This is a genomic window from Clostridium acetobutylicum ATCC 824 (genome assembly GCF_000008765.1).
GTDB classification, from domain to species: domain Bacteria; phylum Bacillota; class Clostridia; order Clostridiales; family Clostridiaceae; genus Clostridium_S; species Clostridium_S acetobutylicum.
The window spans coordinates 2,021,990-2,040,296 of the sequence record NC_003030.1 but is presented as its reverse complement, the minus strand read 5'-3'; the positions used below and the strand labels follow the sequence as shown (position 1 = coordinate 2,040,296).

The following is an 18,307-nucleotide window of genomic DNA, read 5'->3' as shown; positions in this document are numbered from 1 at the left end:
AATGGCAAAGAAAACTTTATTTGAAATGAAACAGGACTTAGTAACTATAGGAGCACAACTTGAAAAAGTTGAAAATGAAATAGCTGATAAAGCTATAGATCCTAAAGTGACAACTGATGAATTAAATCAGTTAACTCAAACCAAGGCTGATTTAAAAACTAGATTCGATTTATTAAAAGCACAACATGACAGTATGGAAGCTGAGCAAAAGGAAGCGTTAGCAGCTAAGCAACAAGCTAATAGTAACATACTTGATGGAGTAGATGATGAAAAAACCAAAACAATCAAGGCAAAGGCTTCATTTATAAAGGCAGTAATGACTAAAAATTCTATACCAGATGATGTTAGAAATGCTCTTAGTATGAATAATATAAAAGCTGTATTAGGCGCCGACAGTACTCTTCAAAATGGTGATAAATTATTACCTATAACAATAAGTACTGAGCTTTTAACTGAGCCTATGGCAACAAACCCATTGAGAGGGAATTCCACTTTTACGCAAATAACTAATCTAGAAATCCCTAAACTATCATTTACTCTATCTGATGATGGATTTTTGCCTGATGATAGCCAAACTGCTAAAGAATTAGAGGCAGATGGTGATGTGGTAACATTCGGAAGAAATAAATTTAAGGTATTTTGTGATATTACTGAGACAGTATTAAATGGTACTGAGACTAATCTTGTTGCAACTGTGCAGGCAGGCTTGCAAAGTGGACTTGCGGCGAAAGAAAAGAAAGTTGCATTTGAATCAGCTAAACCAACAGATATGAGCTTTTATCAAAAAGATGATAAAGGGAACTATTTAATTAAAACTGTAAGCGGAAATACTTTATTTAACGCTATAATTGCAGCATTAGCAGATTTAGAGGATGGGTATTCAGAAAATGCTAAGGTAGTAATGAAAAAGTCGGACTATTTTAATATGCTTAAGGAACTTGCTAACAATAATACATCATTATTTCTAGCACCACCAGAACAAATATTAGGCGCACCAGTAATATTCTGTGATCTTGCTACAATTCCGGTTGTAGGAGATTTAAGATATTCTCACTATAACTATGATTTAAAAATGCTTTATGACCAAGACAAAAATGTTAAAACTGGTATAGAAAGCTTTGTCTTAACTGCATGGATAGACCATAAAATCAAATTAAAATCTGCATTTAGATTAGCAGTAGTTACACCCTAATCAGCCCCAAAAACCAACTGCTCCAACAAATTTAACTGGAACAACTACAATTACCCAATCTAGTTTAACATGGGATGCAGTTGCAGGGGCAACTCAGTACAATATCTATAAAAATGGCACTAAAATAGGTCAAAGTACAACAAATAGCTATAAAGATACAGGTTTAACTGGTTCAACTACTTATAAATATCAAGTTTCGGCTGTAAATGGTGCAGGAGAAAGCACTTTAAGTACAGAGATTTCGCTTACAACTCAAGCTTCTGCATCAAGCTAAGGAGTTGAATTAGATGGTTACATTAGACCAACTTAAATTATCTTTAAGGATTGACACATCCGATGATGATACACTGTTAACATTATTTATGCAGACAGCTTCTGATTATATAAAAGGTTCAATAGGAAATGGGGTTACTGGCTTTTATGACAGTAACCCACGTTTTGATACAGCTTTAATATTGTTAACAGATCATTATTATAAAACAAGGTCAGCAACAGATGAAACAGACCTAAAAAAGGTGCCTTTTGGGGTTACAACACTTATTTTACAGCTGAAAGGGGACTATTTATATGCATTACAGCAATCAAGCCAAAACAGCTCAACTTAATAAGAGAATAACATTTCAAAAAATGGTTGTAACAACTGATAAATATGATAATGAGATAAAAAAATTGCAGGACTATAAAACAGTATGGGCTGCTGCTAAAAATCTTCATGGTCAGGAATTTTATGCTGCGGGTGAAGAGCAATCCAAAAGGACTGCAATTTTCACAATCAGATACACAAATGATATAAGTAACGATATGCGAATTAAGTTTGGCGACAGAAGTTTTAATATAAGTTTTGTAGATGATATAAAATATCAGGGAGAATTTATGGAGGTTACGGCAATAGAAATTGTACAAGAAGGTGATTAAATGGGTGTAGAAGCATCAGTAACAGATATAGGAGCATTAATTGATAAAGCTGAACAAATGGGATTAAAGGTTAGCAGTATGGAAAATGGAGCTTTACGAGCGGGTGCACAACCTATTCTAGAAGCTGCAAAGCAAAACCTTGAGACGCCTTCATTACATCATTTAGGCTCAAAACAATTTGAAAAAGATAGCATTGTAACTAAAAAGCTTTTGGAAAGCATTACGATTGGCAATCCTAAGAAGGATAGGCTACGTGGTGGAAGATATATAAAAGTTTTTACATCTAGACCTAACGCACATTTGGTTGAATTTGGACACGCAGGACCAGCACCAGCGCCACCGCATCCATTCATGAGAACTGCTTATCAAAACAATAAAGAAGAAGTAAAAAGAACTATAATTGAAGTTTTAAGGGAAGGTATAAAACAATGACAGCGTTATCTCAGATATTGAAAACAACAGGAGTACCAGTAAGTCATTTAAGCTATAGCGGTAAAGAAACAACATATATAACGTATAGCTACTATAACGTAAGAGGTGGTGCTTATGCTGAAAATAGAGAGATAGCTACAATTTATCATCTACAAGTGGACATTTGGACAAAGGATACTTACGAAGATTTAGCAGATCAAGTAAGAACGTTGATGATAGCAGCAGGCTATTATCGTACAGACGAAAAAGAGTATTATGAGCCAGAAACCCAAATAAAACATAAAATATTTGATTTTGAATACGCAGAGAGTTCTCAATGAGGGCTCTTTTATTTTACAAAAAATTAAGAAGGAGTTGATTTAATATGCCTAATATGGGTATAGAAAAACTATATGTATCGCAACAATTAACAGATTCAGCTGCAGGAATGACATTTACTAAACCGCAATACTACAAATATGTACAAGAATTAAGCTTAAAACCAAAGGTAAACAGTGCGTCAGCTTATGCAGAAAATAGAAAAGTTGACCAGGATACACAATTTGATAGCTGCGATGTATCTATTAACCTATTCCAAATGACCAGCTCACAGAGGGCATTTATGTTGGGACAAAGTTTAGCTGGTGGTGGGGGAGCAATAGGAGCTTTAAATGATAAAGCACCTTGGATAACATTATTGTACAAAGCACCTATTAAAGTGGATGATACTATCTATTATAGATATGGTGTAATCTATAAAACACAATTTCAACCACCTGACGATGATTACAAAACTACAGAAGGTAAACCGGACTTTAGCCAAGTTCCCAAAATATCCGGTTCAGCACAGCCGACCGAGTGGTCATTTAAAGATGGAAAATTAGAAAAACATCCGTGGGAGTGGCATGTTGATACATGTGATCCAAACTGTCCGGAAAATATAGACGACACATGGTTTAATAGTGTTTCAATACCTTCGTTGGTTACTTATGGTTCGTTATCATTGTCTGCAAGTTCACCAAAAGATGGAGCAACGGGTATATCTTTAGATACTAAACCATCGCTTACATTCAATAACCCAATAATGAATGCTACATCTATATTGCTTTACAACGTGTCTGATGGTGCAACAGTTAACACAACTACAAGTTCAGATTCTTCAGGCAAAATAATAACCATTACACCGTCAACAAACTTAGTGGCAAATAAAAACTATGTACTTGTTGTACAAGATGTAACAGATCTCTATGGGCAAACACTAGATACACAACTAATTAGATTTACAACGGCCACAGCAGCATCTTAAAAGAGGGGTTAATACCCTCTTTTTTACATAAAAATTTGAAAGGAAGTTTTAAAATGAGTGAAATAAAAGATTTAAGGCAAGAAGGAGTAAAAACAAATATAGGCGGAAAAGAAGTAAATCTGTATTTTGATTTAAATGATTTATGTGATTTAGAAGAAGAATATGGAGACGCTACAAAAGCACTAGAAGCAATAAGATCAATAAAAGGTGCGAGACATTGTTTATGGATTGCCATGAGAAAAGCAAACGAGGAAATTACAGAAAAAGAAGTTGGAGCACTAATTCCATCATCGGACTTTACTCCAGTTACATCAAATTTAGCTAAAGCGTTATGGGGATCACTACCTGAACAAAAAAACGAGGGAACCAAGGAAAACAAGTAGGAGATAGTAGGTTTCCTTGGACACGATTGTTAATAATTGCAACTACAAAATTAAATATTCCGGAGGAAAAATTTTGGAAAATGACAGCAAGAAAATTCTTTTTGCTTTGGGAAGATTATAGAGAATTTAATGGACTTAAAAGCGAAGAAGAAAAAGTTGTATACGCTAATGAAATATTTTAGCGTTTTTTATTTTTGAAGAAAGGAGGTTAATTCATGGCACAAGAAGATATAGCAGACTTAGCGATACGTTTAAGCATGGAAGATGCTAGCTTTACTCAAGGAGTGCAAAACTTAAAAAGAAATCTAACTATTATAGATAGTGGTTTTAAGGAAAGTATTGCAGGGCTCAAGGATTGGGGAAAAAATGTAGATGCTTTAAAAAGTAATGCATCGGCTCTTGGAGAGAAAATTGAGACACAAAATAAAATAGTTAAAAGCTATCAGGAGCAACTCGATAAAACTAAGAAGTCTCTTCAAGAGAACTCTGAAAAAATGCTTGAATTAAAAGAAAAAGTTGAATCTGCAAAAACAGCTTGGGAAGAAAGTAAGCAAGAGCTTGGTGCAAATGCCGAAGCTACTCAGAAGCTAAAAAAAGATTATGATGAATTAAACAAAGAATATACTCAGACGGAACAGAAAGTACGAAGTGCTTCTAAATCCGTAGATGGCTATACTATACAACTTAGTAATCAAGAAGCAAAATTAAAAACCATGCAAGCAGAACTAGCTACAACAAATAAACATATTGCAGAACAAAATTCAGTTTGGCTTGCAACAGGTAAGCAACTTGGAACTGCATCTAAAACTCTAAAAACGGTTGGCGAAGGATTTGTTAGTGTCGGATCTACTATGAGCACACACTTTACATTACCATTTGTAGCAGGAGTAGGACTAGCAACTAAAGCTGCATCAGATTTCGAACATCAAATGGCAGACATACAAAAGGAAATAGCCGCTAAGGGCGAAGATGTAAAATCTGTTATGTCGCAAATGTCAAATTCATCTTTACAGTGGAGTAAAGATTTTGGACAGTCAACTGATAACATAAACGAAGGTCTCTTAACACTTGTAAAGGATGGCTATAGTGGAAGTGAATCGCTTGAGGCAATGGGTATAGCATTAAATACAGCAAGAGGAGCAAATGAAGAACTCGCACCCGTAGTTGATGGCTTAGGATCATCCCTTGAAGCGTATAAAATGAAAACCGATAATGCATCGGAAACAACATCAAACATGGCACATATGGCTGATACATTTGCTTATATTGCAAACCATACTAAAGCAAGTGTAATAAGCCTTAGTGAATCTTTTAGCACCGTTGGACCTACGGCAAGTGCATTAAAACAACCAATGGCTGAAACAGCGGCAGCAATAGGAGAACTTCAATCGAATGGTATAGATGCAGGCACAGCAGCTACTTCATTACAAGCAGGCTTAGTTAATTTAACAAAACCAACAAAGAAAATGAAAGTTGCATTGGATGAACTAAAATTTAGTGCATTCGACAGCAAGGGTAATATGAAAGACCTTACTACTATCATAAACGAAATGAATGGAAAAATGGCGGGTTGGACTAATGAACAAAAGCAGGCTGCTATTGCAACTATTTTCGGAAAGGAAAGTTTAGCAAGTTGGAATGTATTACTCAATAAAGGTGGCGGATACTTAAAAGATTTATCCGATCATGCTAATAATGCAACGGGTGAAGTTAAAAAATTGTCTGACAGTATGAAGAATACTTCTAAAAACAATTTTAAAGAATTAGAAGAGTCTGTACACGCATTAGGCGTAGCATTTGGGGAAGATGTTCTTCCATCGGTTATACCAGTAGTTAAAGAAGTTACGAACGGTGTTAATGCTTTTAGCAAATTAGATGATGCTACTAAAAAGAACATAATAGAAATTGGTGCTTTAATAGCTGTAGGTGGTCCAGCACTTTCCCTTATTGGTAAAACAACAAAAGGATTAGGGAAAATAATTAACGGATTAGGCAAACTAAGTGACTGGTTCGGTAAAAAGCTAATAGAAAAAGGTTTAAAGGATAATACAAAAGCAGAAGCAGAAAATACTAGTTCTGTGGCAACTAATACTCAGACAATTAACAATAATACAAAAGCAGAAGCAGAGAACACAGCAGCTACGGAACTAAATACAAAAGCTAAACAAAGTAACTCAAATACACTAGAAAATTCTAGATCTAAAGCAAAAGATTTAGAAAAAGATGTAGAAGAATCTACTAAAAAGACAGGTAAAGCAACAGACGCAGTAAAAGATTTAGGCAAAGAAACAGAAGAAACTGCTGGTAAATTAGGTAATGCGGCAGAGAAAACAGAAGGTCTAGGCGGTAAAATTGCAACAACAGCAGGCGAAGCAGGAACAGCAGCAGGAACAATCGAAGGACTTGGAGCTGCAACTGGCGGAGCAGCGGAAGCAGCAGGAGGTTTAGGAGCAGAAGCAGGAGCAGCAGCAGGAGGACTTGGGGCAGCAGAAGGCGGAGCAACAGCACTTGGAGGAGCAGCAGTAGGATTAGCAGCCCCTATCGCTATTGCGGTTGCTGCGATAGGAGCACTTGGGTTTGTTGGCTATGAAGTCCATAAGAAACTTACAGATAATACAATTCCTACAATAGACCTTTTTGCTGATGATGTACAAGTAAAAAATGGCAATATCTCTGCTTCAAGTGCGACTATGGCAGGTCAGGTTGAAACCTCCGTAACTAAAATTTCAGACTCTACTAAAAAAGCTGTTGGAGCGTATGAAAAACTTAACGATTCTGTTACAAAAACAGAAGAAGATATGTATATAAATTCTGATAAATTCACAACACAAACAAAGAATACAGTAATTAAAAATTTTAGCGACATAGTTAACAGTTCTACAGGTTTTAATGATGAATTTAAATCTAATAGAATTAAAATGTTTACTGATATAGTTGACAATACTAACACTCTTACAGCAGAAAACAAGGATACTATAGTAAATGCATACAAAGACCTATTGCACCAAACAGATGGTCTGACTTTGCAACAAAAGGATGCAATAATAAAGAACCTTAAGGATACTATGACCAATAGCGTTGGTATAACACAGAGCCAAGTTAGTCAAATAAAATCCAAGTATGACCAAATGACTAATATGGTTAATTCTGCTACAGATAAAAGAGCACAGGATGAAACTAAAACTTTACAGAACTTATTTTCAAAGAGTACCTCTATTTCAAATGATGAACAACAAGCAATACTATTTAACATCCAAAGAGGTGCTAGAGACCAAAAGGCTGTAACATCCGCTTATGAACAGCAGATACTACAAATATATCAAAATGCAAGTAGTCAACACAGAAGTGTAAATGCTCAAGAGTGGCAACAGATTAACCAAATACGAGATACTATGCAAAAAAACGGTGTTCAAATTCTTTCCAAAAGCGAAGTTGATAGTAAAATTATTATGCAACGTTTAAAAGATTATAACAAGAATATAACGGAGCAACAGGCGAGTGACACTGTTCAAAATGCAGAAAAGGCACGTAAAGGTGCGGTGGATGCTGCAAACAAACAATATAATGACCAATTAGCAAATATAATACAACTACGTGATGGTACACATCAAATAACAGCACAGCAAGCAGATGATATGATTAAGGAAGCTAAGCGCCAAAGAGACGAATCTATAAACAAAGCAGACGATATGAAACAAGGTGTTATAAAAAAAGTTGGTGAAATGAACCAAGGTGCAATTTGGGACATGAACACATCAACAGGACAAATGCTTAGCCCGTGGCAAAAACTAGAGAGAGATATTTCTACTACTTTTGACCAGTTAGGGAAAGATATTGGGAATGCATGGGATCAAATTAATAAAACAATACAAGACAAAATGGTTGAGGCGCAAAAGTGGATTGATAAGCATCCAATAATCGCAAAAATTCAAAAAGGTGCTGTTGGAGCAGCGAATGAGCTATGCAAAATATTAAGTGGAGATGGCTTTGCAACTGGAACAGAAAACGCACCTCAAGGATGGCACTGGGTTGGTGAACAAGGCGCTGAATTGATGTGGTTCAATGGGGGAGAACAGGTAATTCCTCATAATGATAGTCAAAAAATTGTTGAGCAAATGCAAAAAACAGGTGGTTCTGCACCTGCAATGACAGCAGATAGTGATAAGCTCAAGACTACAGAACAATATGGCCAGAATTTAAATACTAGCTTTGGAAAAGGCTTAACAAATTCGTTAGATTATGCTATAAATCCCCTTAACAATATGACAAATAAGCTTAATGACACAATGAATGTTACTGCAACTAGATATATAAGCTATGGAAAGAAGAATATACAGAACTTAGGGGCAGGTATCACACAAAACGCTGGTGTTGCAACAGAGTCATTAGGAAATTTAACAGATAGATTAAATACTAATATGAGTACATTTGCCAGCAACGCTATAAATCATGGACTTAATACAGATACAAGCATAAAAAACGGTATAAATAATAAGTCTCAAGATGTTGTAAATGCTCAAAAAAATATAACAGATACATTAAATAATAACTTAAATACATTTGCTACTAATGCAATAACTCACGGTGTAAAGACTGATTCAAGTGTTCAAAGCGGGCTACAAAATAATTCCGGAGCAATATATAATGCATTAAACAATATAACAAATACAGCAGGGAATATGCTTCATAATTTTGCAAATAGTTGTTCAAATTATGGAGCAGAAGCAGTAAATTCAATCGGAGCAGGTATTCAACAATCGGAGGGCAATCTCACAAATATAGTAAAAGATTTAACCGATAAAGTTACAAAGGCATTCAATGAGGGATTTGATATACACAGTCCTTCAAGAAAGCTGTTTTGGACTGGTACCATGGTTGGTCAAGGGCTTATGAACGGTATTCAATCTAAAAATTTAGGCGGTTTTATAAAAAAATGGTTAGGAAATTTAACTGGAAATGTACAAGTAGCCGGTGGAAACATATCTTCTATTTTAGCTGCAGCTCTTAGTATAGATGGAGAGCCTTTAAGTTGGTTGCCTGCACTAGAAATGATAACAAGTAGAGAAAGTGGTAATCCTGGAACAATGGGAACTGGTGATGCAGGATTAATAAATAATATTGGTGTAGGCGGAGAATTTGCAACAGGACTTATGCAAATGCTACCATCAACATTCAGAGAGTACGCAAAGAATGGGTTTGGGAACATTCTAAATGGCTTAGACAATGCAGTTGCTGCTATAAGATATATTGCAGACAGATATAAAACTCCATTCGCAATTCCAAATTGGAATAATTCATCTTATATTGGATATAAAACTGGAACAGACAATGCATCCAAAGGTTGGCACCTAACAGGTGAAGAAGGCCCTGAGTGGGTATATTTCAATGGAGGAGAAACTGTTTTAAACAATAAAAATACATCTAGTGTAATGGATAACTTCAAGAGCTTACTAAATACAATTAAAAGTACTAAAATATCAATACCAGATGTATCTGGTAACACATACAACACTACTAATAATTATGTAGGTAACACTACTAACAGTGGTGGTTATGGACATGCTGAAACTATAATAGTTAAATCACCAATTTATTTGGATAGCAGACAAATAGGAGAAGCCGTTACACCAGTGGTTAGCAATAAAATAGCAAGAAAATTCAAGGGGATGAGATAGTGTGAAAATTAATGGAATAGATATACAAAATTATGGAGCACGTCTCCTTAAGTGGGACCCTCAACCGGCAACAATTGTTAATAGTGAAGAATGGCTTAGAAATTCTATTTCTCCAAGTTTATATAACCAGCAGCTTCAATATAAAAAAACAACAGCTGAAATACAAGTTATAGGTGAGGATAGAACAGATGCATATATTAAATGCAGCAAGTTAATATATGACTTAAAAAAATGCACATTAGAAATAGAAGACATTGGTCTATTTTATGATTGTATATTAGAAAGTACTTCAATAGCAAAAGGTATAGTACTTAATAAATTAACTCTAACGTGTACTTTTAATACCGATTATGCTTATAAAACTCCAATAAATCAGGACTTTAAAGGTAGTACAACTGTAAATGTAGAAGGCACAGAAAAAACGCCAGCAATTATAACCATTACTGAACCAGTTGATACCTCCTATGTTTATATTGATGGTATTACAGATACGACGATAAGACTTTTATATCTTAAAAAAGATATTCCAGTCACTATAGATGGAGAAAAAAAGCTTATATATGAGCCGGATTTAGACCATTGGGTAACAGAAGATACAGGCGAAAATAAATGGATATTTAAGAGATGGAATATTGCACTTGCTAATGATCCGGAGCTTTTTTATCCAAAAATAATACCTCAGAAATCCAATATAAATAAATCTATTTCTCCTTACAACCAATCACTTTTAACCGATGGAGCAACATTAATAAATGACAATGTAACTAATTATTATGCAAGTATAAGAACTGCGCTATATGTTAGCAATTCAAAAAGTATTACATTTAAATTCGAACATGATGATGGTGTTAATCTATACCTTAATGGTGACAGTGTGTACAGCAATGATACAGCAGAAGCGCCTGAAACAGGTAATGCAGGTTATCCATCAGTGACTTTAAACTTAAGCTCCGGGTGGAACATTATTGAATTCTTATATATAAACCATCAAGGCAGTGGTGGTGTTTGGGGCATTACTCCTACAATTGGAAGTTTAGTTGAAAAAGTTAATTGCTTCTACTCAAGGGACTTGGACTATCTTCCAACAGCTAATAAATTCGCTGAGGCTGATTTTTGGGAGTTCCCTAAATTAGCACCTGGAACAAACATAATAAATTTAAATGATAACAATGCAAGTGCAACAATATCTTATAAACCACGATTTAACTAATAGAAGGGAAGTTTTAAAATGTTAAACTTAACAAGATCAGTAAATTTAAACGGATATAGCAATGTAGAAACAACCGACAGTAACAATAATAAAATAACTCAACAAGTTGTATATTTTAGTGCAAACATAACAGAAAACGGCAACCCTAGTGTGACTGTGAGCATAATAAATAAAGATTTATATTCGGCTAATAAAGCAGCAGTCCAAAGTGATATAGCAAGCTTTTATACAACAGTATATACAGAGCTAGATGCTGTAGGAGGTAATACAAATGGAACTAAGTAATAGAAAGATAATAGAAAACTTAAGCGCTTTAAGGACAGTATCTAACAAGCAACTACCTATAAAAGCTAGTTATGCTATAGCTAAAAATATAAATAAAATAGAAGAAGAGCTTAAAATTTTTAGAAAAGAAAAAGAAAAACTTATTAATAAATATGGTCAAAAAAATAATAATGGGAAATTAGCAATAGATGATAAAGGAAAAATTGAACTTGCAGATGCAGAAGGATATAATAAAGATCTTAATGAATTGCTTGATATAAAAACAGATATAGATATTCATAAATTTAAGTTAGATATTATTAACAACGTTCAATTTTCACCACTTGAAATACAAGCAATAGAATGCATGATAGAAGAATAAAGCTTTACTAATTCTAGTAAGGAGGTAAGGCATGCTATTACTATTAGATACACAAAAAAATAAAATAGGAAATATCGCAGATTATAAGGACTTAAAATTAGAGAGAGAAATCAATAAACTAGATATTCTCTCTTTTTCTATATCCAGAAATGATCCTGCCTATGAAATTATCCAGGAAGAATACTATATACGTAATAATCTAGAAAACGAATATGTTATAAAGCAAATAAACATAAGCGAAGATGATTATAAAGAGGTTGTTTGTGAAGTTAATGTTGAAGAGTTAAAAGGTACTTTAATAGACAACATAAATCAAACTCAAGGAAACTGTGAAGCAACAGCAAATTTGGCAATGGTCAATACTACATGGCATGTTGGATATTGTGATGTAATCAGAAAGAGAAACATAATAAAAAAACAGTGCTCTGTGTATGATGTACTGCAAGAAATACAATCAATGTATCACTGTGAAATAGCTTTTAATGCTATTAATAAAGAAGTTTTAATTTATCAGAGTATTGGAAGTGACAAAGGCACTTATTTTTCAGATGAATTAAACTTAAGGCAACTAAATTTACAAAGTGACACAAATGATTATGTTACTCAAATAATTCCTATTGGCGCTAATAATTTAACTATAGAGAGCGCAAATAACGGAGATAACTATGTTAGTAATTATCAATACACTAAGAAGATTCTAAAAGCTTATTGGGTAGATAATCGTTATACAATAGCACAAGATTTAAAGGATGATGCAACAGAAAGGCTTTCGGAACTCAGTAAGCCTAAAAAATCCTATAGTGTTAGTATTGCAGATCTAGCAAACTTGAGCGAAGATTATAAAATATTAGACTACGGGTTAGGCGATAGTATAACTTTATTAAGTAAGAATAAAAGAATAAAAGATAATCAGCGCATAAAGAAGCTGGAAATCTATCCAGAAGAGCCTGAAAAAAATACTGCAGAAGTTTCAAACACATTGGAAAATGTAGAAGACTTAATAAAAAGATTTGATAATACTAGCGACACAGTTGAACAAATAACAAATTCTGATAATACCGTGACTTCTAATGCTATAAGCAGTGTAGACTGGACTAAAGTAACTAATGTAAGTATAACATCAGCACAAATTGGAAATGCACAAGTTGGTACTTTACAAGTGGCTGATGCAAGTATTACAAATGCAAAAATAGATAGAGAAAGTGTAAATAAGCTCGTTGTAACTAATGCGGATATACAGGATGCAACAATAGAAGGTGCAAAGATAAAAGAAGCTACAATAACAAGTGCTAATATTCAGGATGAGGCAGTAAATGAGAGTAAAATAAATCATGCTTTTATTGATAAGCTTGATTCTACATATGCAACTATAAAAAATTTAGATGTTGCAAGTGCAAATGTAGACAATTTAAAAGTATCCGTTGGAACTATTATGGACCTTACTACCAATACCCTTAAATCGCAAATAATAACCGCTGATAATATAAAGACTAATACTATTACTGCTGGTAGTGGAATTATAGCGCAAGGTGCAATTGGAAGTGCTGAAATAAGCGAACTTGATGCAAGTTTAATACGTTCTGGAAAGTTAGATACTTCACTTATAACTGTTGTAAGTGGAGATAATCATTTGAACATAACAGGTTCGAAAATACAATTTTTTGATACAGATTCAAGTAATAAGCTTTTTGAACGCATCTGTATAGGGGATGTTAATGGTGATAAGAGCGATTACGGTATGGTTCTAAGAGCTAAAAATGGTACAACTACACTCTTTGATGTAGATGGAATAACTAAAGAAGGATTTACAGATGGTTATGGAAAGTTAGATAACAACTCTTTAGATCCTAAGAAGATAGATATAGAAAAGGTTGTAACTTCTATCAATGGTGCTGTTACTAAAATAGATGGTAGCAGTATAACAGTAGACAACCAAACTTTGAGTGCTAGGTTTAGTTCTATTACAGAAAACTTAGATAACATGCAAATTGGAGGAACAAATGTATTAAGAAATACTGCCTTCAATGGGTTAGACCATTGGGGCGTAACAGGGGTTCAAGGGTGTGCAACAGTATCAACAGACAACAAGTATAACCAAAATAATTCTGTATGTATAAATATAACGGGTGCTACTTCGAATGTTTATGGTGGAATATCTCAAAATCTTTCTAATCAAGTTATTCCAGGAGAAACTTATGTATTAAGTTTTTACTTAATGTGCCCTGATTTATCCAAATTCACAAGTGACTTGAGAATATATTTTCCTCAGTATGATACGTCAAATAACTTACTCGACACTTGGGCTCAAGTGGGCGATATAGTTTCGAGCCAATTAACTCAGGGAGTATGGAAAAAGTACGTTTATCCAATTAAATTTAATTCTGCCTTTAAAACAGCTAACTTGAATATAGATTTCTCAATGAATGGTTTAGTTTATTTAAACTCTTTAAAGCTAGAAAAAGGTAACAAGACTACAGATTGGAGCCCTAGTCCATTAGATATTGAAAGTTCAATTAGTTCTGTATCATCACAAGTAACAGAAACTGCCAACGCTATAGGATTTAATTTAAACACACAAACTTGGGACACTACAGATAATTATAGTAGCTTTAAAGATATACAAACATTTATACAGGCTAATCATGGTAAGATAACAAGTTCGGTTTCTGAAACTGATATTGAAGCTTCTATTGGGAATATAAACATAGGAATAAACAATTTAATTCACAATGGAAACTTTTTAAAAGGTGCAATTCCAGGGAGTACTACAGCCCCGAACTATTGGGGCTTTTGGGGCAACCCTGAGATTTATGGCGAGCAAGGGCAAGGCCCATATATTCTTACTGGAACACTATATATAGGACATCAAATTTATAACTCGGGAATTTCACAGGAACTAACTGATATATTAGAGCCAAATACAACTTATACAATAGTATTTAATTCTTCAAAGGAAAGCGTTAATGGGGTTTATAATCAAATGGAGTACTATGACAGTAATAAAAACTGCATAGGCACTACTAAGTTTGATTACGATTATTCAAAGCCTAATACACCACAATCTTTTACCTTCACAACTCCGGCAAGTTTCGTAGCCGTAGATTTCGCTCATGGCGGAACAGCTCAAGTATGGAGGAGTGGTTACCTAACGAGTATTGGAAATGTTGTGCTCGTAGAAGGTACTAAAGCTCCTAGCAGTTTTGTATATAATTTAGACGATATACAAAAACAAATTGATCAAAATACTAGTACTATAAGTCAACAAGCGAATCTTATAAGCACTAAAGTAGATGTAAATGGTGTAATAAGTACAATACAACAGAACCCAACCTCGGTACAATATGCATTTAATCAAATTAATTCAGCTATGATTCAAATAGATGGCGCTGGGTTACATATTGGAAACGGAGGAATAGAAATTAAAAATAAATCTGGCAATATTGTATTTAATACGGATTCCAATGGAGATTTAAATATGAGAGGTACCTTATCTCAATATGATTCGAATGGACAAATATCAACGGATATTCGTAACAACGCATTTAATTGCTATGACTGGAAAAGCAGTGGTAATTTTGTCGGATCATTAACAGCATCTGAGAGTGATGATGGACACCTTGGTGTTGCTGTCTATTCAGACAATGGAGACGAGTTATATTTAGGCAATTTTGTTGGAAGTGCAGGAAGAGCTGTAAGCTTAATTACAATTAGTCAATTAAAACAATATCCAATAAATTTTAATGGTAATATGGATTTGCATAATTACAACATAAATAATCCAGGTAATTTAGTGCAAACTCAAAGCGATGGGTTTATAAATTATATAAGGATGCATAATGGTTCCAATGGTGCTTATATGGAAGTTGCTAATGTGGATCACCTATACGGTATAAATGTGTGGAACTCTGATATTAGTTTTAAATATGCAATTGCAGATAGTACAGAAAATGCTTTGGACATTATAAATAGATTTAAGCACAGGCAGTTTCATTGGAAGGAAGATGGCAGGCATCAAGAACTAGGATATGTTTCTCAAGAGCTATATGCTATTAATCCAGCGTTAGTATTATCTGTACCACAGAAAAACGGGACAGTCATTATGCAACCAAGAGACGATATGATTATCCCTTATTTAAGTAAAAGTATACAAGAAGAAGATGCTAAAGTTGAACAACTAAAAAGTAAGATAATTAGTTTAGAAAATCGAATACTTATGCTAGAAAATCAAAACAAAACAGCTTAAATTGTTTTATACAGAAAGAAGGTGCTGAAATGGATATAGTAGAGAGCCAAAACATGAGTGCAACTATTACAGTAAGTGATAATGGCAAAGATGTTATTGTGGCTTATTTGAACTGTAGTAATTTAGAACCAACAGCTATGATTTTCAATGGTATAACAGTAAATGTAACGAACAAGCAACTACTTACTCAAGCAAATGCAGTAAATACAGAAGGAGAGACACCTGCACAACAATATTTAAAATTTGAAACAGCTGTAAAAACAAAAGCTAAAAGCATGGGGTATGTAATATTTTAGAGGTGATTGAAATGAGTGAAAATTATGATGCAAAGCTTTGCGAAGAAAGGCACAAGGTTATTGACGAGAAAATTAATTTGCATAATGTAAGGCTGAATGATCACAGCGACAGACTTAAAAAATTGGAGAGAAGGTCATCAGCTGTAGATGAAAAAGTTGAAAATCTATGTGAACAGTTAAAAAGCTTAGTAAATACTCTCAAATGGGGTTTTGGTATATTAGTTACCATAACCCTTTTTGTTTTAGGATATTTAATAAAAATAAAGTAAGAAAGGATGTAATAAAATTGAAAAATCGAATAGAAACTTTATTAGTAGCATTTACTTTTGTATCTGCTACTTTTTTTATACCTTTAAATGTACACGCCACAATCTATAAAGGTATTGATATATACGAATATGACAATATACAGGACTGGCAACAAGTTAAAGATAGTGGGGTTTCTGTAGTTATACAAAAGGCTACGCAGGGACTATACCACAATGATAGTTTACTTAATTATAGGTATCCTAAAATAACTAATGCAGGACTTAAAATTGGGTATTATCATTTTGCAAATAATTCTGCCAATCCTGTAGCTGAAGCACAACATTTCTTATCTAGGATACAAGGGCTAAAAATGGATACCTGTTTATGGCTAGACATAGAAAATCAACCGAATTGGACAAAGCAACAGGCTATAGACTATACAAATAAGTTTATATCTTATGTACAGAGCCAAGGTTATAAAATAGGAATTTACACAGGGTTAAGCTTCTATTATGAATATCTACAAGGACATGTTCCTAATGTTCCTTTATGGCTTGCTTCTTATGGCAAACAACCTCAACAATATCCTAATTTGGTTTCATGGCAGTATTCAGAAAGTGGAAGTTTGTCAGGTGTTATTGGGGATGTGGATTTAGATTATTTTAATGATAGTATCTTTACGGGACAAGCACCACAAGTAACTACAGCGGTACAAGAAACTAATCCAGTTAAGATAATTCAACAACAGTTAAATACAGTACTTTATTCTAGTAACCTTACTATAGATGGAATACAAGGTAATGCAACTACACAACAAATTAGAGTATTTCAACAAGTCTGTGGTTTAAAAATAGATGGCATTTGGGGACAACAATGTGTAAATGCAATACAACAGATTTATGGAAAAGATTTATGCGGCAGACCTTATATTCATAGAATACCTACTCGTGTTATTCAGTACAATATGGGTATTAGCTTTGATGGCATTTATGGTAAAGGTACTGCAAGTCGTGTACAAGCATGGCAGTCAGGTCACGGATTAAATACAGATGGATTATTCGGAAATAAATCATGGAACAAATTATTTAAATAATAGAAGGGAAGTTTTATAAATGGAAAAATATAATTTTATAATTGCAATGGTAATAATTTTAGGAGTGTGTGGAGCTGGGTATGTATTTGCGTACTTAAAAAAGAAGGGATTTAAAACAGGCACCGTTTTAGACGGAGCACAAACAGTGGCCGGAGATGTTGGAACTGCAATAAGAGCAGCTGAGTCTTTAGCGCCTAATAACAGAACATTAAATTTATTAGATACAATTGATAAAATAGTATATAAATCTGTCATGGGAACAAAACAATTATATATATCATCACAGTTACCGGCAGATCAAAGAAAAGATAATGCTAAAAAACTTATATCAGCAGGACTAAAAATAGCTAACATAAGCGAGACTCCATCTTTAGATATATTTATAGATGCAGTACTAGAGCAGACTATATATGACTCAAAGACGGATACAGAAAAGAAGGTTCAAGAACAAAATACGTTACAAACTCAAATAACTCAGTTAACCACAGAAAAGGCACAATTACAGGCTAACAATACAGAGTTAGCAAATAAAAATGTAGAGTTAACTAATAAGCTAAATACAGTATTAAGCACCATAAAATAATTAATATAATGGATAGTCCCTTAAATGGCAAATGCTATTTAAGGGACTATCTGGATTGCATGAGTGCTTGCTCTTTTTTACAAAAAGTTTTACAATAAAAAAAGA

General features: G+C 33.9%; 16 protein-coding genes and 1 pseudogene. All 17 read left to right on the top strand.

Features of this window, described 5'->3' with window-relative positions:
• Position 1 precedes the first annotated feature (1 nt).
• On the top strand, positions 2-1,192 hold the full coding sequence (locus CA_RS09790; protein ID WP_010965196.1) for a phage major capsid protein: 1,191 nt from the start codon (positions 2-4) through the stop codon (positions 1,190-1,192).
• 31 nt (positions 1,193-1,223) lie between these two features.
• A pseudogene (locus tag CA_RS20480) lies at positions 1,224-1,466 on the top strand (fibronectin type III domain-containing protein); the annotation flags it as partial.
• Positions 1,467-1,479: 13 nt separating this feature from the next.
• Entirely contained in the window at positions 1,480-1,797 is a 318-nt protein-coding gene (locus CA_RS09785; protein WP_010965195.1) for a head-tail connector protein, read from the top strand.
• Positions 1,760-2,107 (top strand): phage head closure protein, encoded by a 348-nt coding sequence (locus CA_RS09780; RefSeq protein ID WP_010965194.1) that lies wholly within the window; start codon positions 1,760-1,762, stop codon positions 2,105-2,107. The genes CA_RS09785 and CA_RS09780 overlap by 38 nt, the downstream gene beginning before the upstream one ends.
• Entirely contained in the window at positions 2,108-2,539 is a 432-nt protein-coding gene (locus tag CA_RS09775) for an HK97-gp10 family putative phage morphogenesis protein (RefSeq protein WP_010965193.1), read from the top strand.
• On the top strand, positions 2,536-2,859 hold the full coding sequence (locus tag CA_RS09770; RefSeq protein ID WP_010965192.1) for a hypothetical protein: 324 nt from the start codon (positions 2,536-2,538) through the stop codon (positions 2,857-2,859). Before CA_RS09775 ends, CA_RS09770 begins: the two co-directional genes overlap by 4 nt.
• A 44-nt stretch (positions 2,860-2,903) precedes the next feature.
• Positions 2,904-3,824 carry a major tail protein gene (locus CA_RS09765; RefSeq protein ID WP_010965191.1) on the top strand — a complete coding sequence of 307 codons (921 nt, stop codon included), beginning with the start codon at positions 2,904-2,906 and terminating at the stop codon, positions 3,822-3,824.
• A 53-nt stretch (positions 3,825-3,877) separates the two neighbouring features.
• Positions 3,878-4,207, top strand: a complete 330-nt coding sequence (locus CA_RS09760; RefSeq protein WP_010965190.1) for a hypothetical protein — start codon at positions 3,878-3,880, stop codon at positions 4,205-4,207.
• A 215-nt stretch (positions 4,208-4,422) separates the two neighbouring features.
• Entirely contained in the window at positions 4,423-9,882 is a 5,460-nt protein-coding gene (locus CA_RS09755; protein WP_010965188.1) for a phage tail tape measure protein, read from the top strand.
• A 1-nt stretch (position 9,883) separates the two neighbouring features.
• A complete protein-coding gene (locus tag CA_RS09750) occupies positions 9,884-11,092 on the top strand; it encodes a hypothetical protein (protein WP_010965187.1) in 1,209 nt (402 codons plus the stop codon).
• A gap of 18 nt (positions 11,093-11,110) precedes the next feature.
• Positions 11,111-11,377 (top strand): hypothetical protein, encoded by a 267-nt coding sequence (locus CA_RS09745; RefSeq protein WP_010965186.1) that lies wholly within the window; start codon positions 11,111-11,113, stop codon positions 11,375-11,377.
• The gene (locus CA_RS09740) at positions 11,364-11,738 is read left to right on the top strand and encodes a DUF1617 family protein (protein ID WP_010965185.1); all 375 of its coding nucleotides are present in this window, start codon (positions 11,364-11,366) and stop codon (positions 11,736-11,738) included. Before CA_RS09745 ends, CA_RS09740 begins: the two co-directional genes overlap by 14 nt.
• 31 nt (positions 11,739-11,769) lie before the next feature.
• Complete coding sequence (locus CA_RS09735; RefSeq protein ID WP_010965184.1) at positions 11,770-15,981, top strand: phage tail spike protein; 4,212 nt, start codon at positions 11,770-11,772, stop codon at positions 15,979-15,981.
• Between the two features lie 29 nt (positions 15,982-16,010).
• The gene (locus CA_RS09730; RefSeq protein ID WP_010965183.1) at positions 16,011-16,277 is read left to right on the top strand and encodes a hypothetical protein; all 267 of its coding nucleotides are present in this window, start codon (positions 16,011-16,013) and stop codon (positions 16,275-16,277) included.
• Between the two features lie 11 nt (positions 16,278-16,288).
• Positions 16,289-16,546: a hemolysin XhlA family protein gene (locus tag CA_RS09725; protein ID WP_010965182.1), complete on the top strand. Its 258-nt coding sequence runs from the start codon at positions 16,289-16,291 to the stop codon at positions 16,544-16,546.
• Positions 16,547-16,563: 17 nt separating this feature from the next.
• Positions 16,564-17,619 (top strand): GH25 family lysozyme, encoded by a 1,056-nt coding sequence (locus CA_RS09720; protein ID WP_010965181.1) that lies wholly within the window; start codon positions 16,564-16,566, stop codon positions 17,617-17,619.
• A 19-nt stretch (positions 17,620-17,638) separates the two neighbouring features.
• Complete coding sequence (locus CA_RS09715) at positions 17,639-18,202, top strand: bZIP transcription factor (RefSeq protein ID WP_010965180.1); 564 nt, start codon at positions 17,639-17,641, stop codon at positions 18,200-18,202.
• The last annotated feature ends 105 nt before the right edge of the window (positions 18,203-18,307 follow it).

Bases quoted from the DNA above. Each gene is read 5' to 3' on its own strand.
- CA_RS09790 (WP_010965196.1), top strand. From the start codon at position 2: ATGGCAAAGAAAACTTTATTTGAAATGAAACAGGACTTAGTAACTATA.
- CA_RS09785 (WP_010965195.1), top strand. From the start codon at position 1,480: ATGGTTACATTAGACCAACTTAAATTATCTTTAAGGATTGACACATCC.
- CA_RS09780 (WP_010965194.1), top strand. From the start codon at position 1,760: ATGCATTACAGCAATCAAGCCAAAACAGCTCAACTTAATAAGAGAATA.
- CA_RS09775 (WP_010965193.1), top strand. From the start codon at position 2,108: ATGGGTGTAGAAGCATCAGTAACAGATATAGGAGCATTAATTGATAAA.
- CA_RS09770 (WP_010965192.1), top strand. From the start codon at position 2,536: ATGACAGCGTTATCTCAGATATTGAAAACAACAGGAGTACCAGTAAGT.
- CA_RS09765 (WP_010965191.1), top strand. From the start codon at position 2,904: ATGCCTAATATGGGTATAGAAAAACTATATGTATCGCAACAATTAACA.
- CA_RS09760 (WP_010965190.1), top strand. From the start codon at position 3,878: ATGAGTGAAATAAAAGATTTAAGGCAAGAAGGAGTAAAAACAAATATA.
- CA_RS09755 (WP_010965188.1), top strand. From the start codon at position 4,423: ATGGCACAAGAAGATATAGCAGACTTAGCGATACGTTTAAGCATGGAA.
- CA_RS09745 (WP_010965186.1), top strand. From the start codon at position 11,111: ATGTTAAACTTAACAAGATCAGTAAATTTAAACGGATATAGCAATGTA.
- CA_RS09740 (WP_010965185.1), top strand. From the start codon at position 11,364: ATGGAACTAAGTAATAGAAAGATAATAGAAAACTTAAGCGCTTTAAGG.
- CA_RS09735 (WP_010965184.1), top strand. From the start codon at position 11,770: ATGCTATTACTATTAGATACACAAAAAAATAAAATAGGAAATATCGCA.
- CA_RS09730 (WP_010965183.1), top strand. From the start codon at position 16,011: ATGGATATAGTAGAGAGCCAAAACATGAGTGCAACTATTACAGTAAGT.
- CA_RS09725 (WP_010965182.1), top strand. From the start codon at position 16,289: ATGAGTGAAAATTATGATGCAAAGCTTTGCGAAGAAAGGCACAAGGTT.
- CA_RS09715 (WP_010965180.1), top strand. From the start codon at position 17,639: ATGGAAAAATATAATTTTATAATTGCAATGGTAATAATTTTAGGAGTG.